This window comes from Mesorhizobium sp. M4A.F.Ca.ET.022.05.2.1 (genome assembly GCF_003998845.1).
Classification (GTDB): Bacteria; Pseudomonadota; Alphaproteobacteria; order Rhizobiales; family Rhizobiaceae; genus Mesorhizobium.
The window spans coordinates 1-1,700 of record NZ_RZOJ01000678.1 but is presented as its reverse complement, the minus strand read 5'-3'; the positions used below and the strand labels follow the sequence as shown (position 1 = coordinate 1,700).

Annotated in this window: 1 protein-coding gene; it reads left to right on the top strand. The window is 64.6% G+C overall.

Features of this window, described 5'->3' with window-relative positions:
* Positions 1–122: 122 nt before the first annotated feature.
* On the top strand, positions 123–1,700 hold a 1,578-nt coding region (locus EN745_RS34480), incomplete at its 3' end, for a type I secretion system permease/ATPase (protein ID WP_127423292.1).

The following is a 1,700-nucleotide window of genomic DNA, read 5'->3' as shown; positions in this document are numbered from 1 at the left end:
ACGCCGCGACACGGGGAGGCGGTTCACGCCGCCTCCCATCCCCCATGTGGAAACGATCTCGCGCCCTGCGCAAAACCGGCACAAACCAAGGGGTCAACCCTGCACACAGGGCAGATATGATGATGATGAAAGCCCCACGCCCCTCTGCCCTGCAAGCGGTGATGAAAGAAGCCAGGCGCGCCATAAGACCGCTTGTCTGGTTCAGCGGCGGCATCAACATTCTGATGCTGACCGGCGCGTTCTACATGCTCCAGGTCTATCACCGCGTGTTGGGCAGCCACAGCCTGGAGACGTTGGTGATGCTGTCGCTGATGGCAGCCGCGGCGATCGCCACAATGGCGGGGCTGGAGGTGGTGCGCGCGCGTCTTCTGGCCAAAGTCGGCACGTGGCTGAACGCGCGCCTGGCACCGGTTCTCCTAAGCGCATCGGTTGAATACGCCGCCTCGGCACCCGGTCAGATCAATGCCCGTGCGCTGCGTGACCTCGACCAGGTGCGGAATTTCTTCACCAGCCCGAGCATCTACCCGATCCTCGACGCACCCTGGGCACCGCTCTTCCTGGGCGCCATCTTCCTCATGCATCCTTGGTTGGGCTGGCTGGCAACCTGCGGCGGTATCGTGCTGTTCGCGCTGGCGTTGCTCACCGAGTACCTGACCCGCAAGCCAATGGCGGAAGCCGCAGTCGCCCAGACGCGGGCTTACATACAGGCTGAGCAGACGATCCGCAACGCCGAGGTCGTCCAGGCCATGGGCATGCTCAATCCCCTGCTCGAGAGCTGGAAGGCCCAGCAGGACGAGGCAAACAGAGGACAATCCCTCGCCAGCAACCGATCCAGCACCATCTCGGCCCTGGCGCGCGCATTCCGGCTGGCCCTGCAGATGGCCGTGCTCGGCCTCGGCGCCTACCTGGTGCTGAAAAACGAGGCGTCGCCCGGCATCATGATCGCCGCCTCGATCCTGATGGGTCGCGCTTTGGCCCCGGTTGAACAGGCGATCGGGACATGGAAGGCGACGATCGGGGCACGGGCTGCTTACAAGCGTCTCGCTGCAATGGCCGGTCAGCGGCCGGAGGCCACACCGGCGCTGCCGTTGCCGCGCCCAAAGGGTAAGTTTGAGGCCGAGAACATCATGCTCGCCAGGCAGGGCGGCGAACCGATCCTGCGAGGCATCAGCTTCCAACTCAAGGCAGGTGAAGCGATGGCGTTGGTCGGCCCGAGCGCGGCGGGCAAGACCAGCCTGGCGCGAGTGCTGGCCGGCACTTGGCGTCCAACCAGCGGTCGCGCGCTGCTCGACGGCATGAGCGTTGCCGAATGGGCGGCCGAGGACCGGGGTCGACATGTCGGCTACCTGCCACAGGATATCGAACTCTTCGCCGGCACCGTCTCCGAAAACATCTGCCGCTTCGCGACGCTCAATCCGGCAGTCTTCAACAACGTGGTCAAGGCCGCGGAATTGGCTGGCGTCCACGAACTGATCAAGGGGTTGCCAAAGGGCTACGCCACCGAGATCGGTGAAGGAGGTGCGGCACTGTCCGGGGGGCAACGCCAGCGCATTGGACTGGCGCGGGCGCTCTATGGCGACCCGGCGTTCCTTATCCTTGATGAGCCTAACTCCAACCTCGACCACGAGGGCGAGCAAGCGCTGGCTACAGTCATCGGCAGGCTCAAGGCGGCAGGTGCGACCCTGATCTTGATCTCGCAT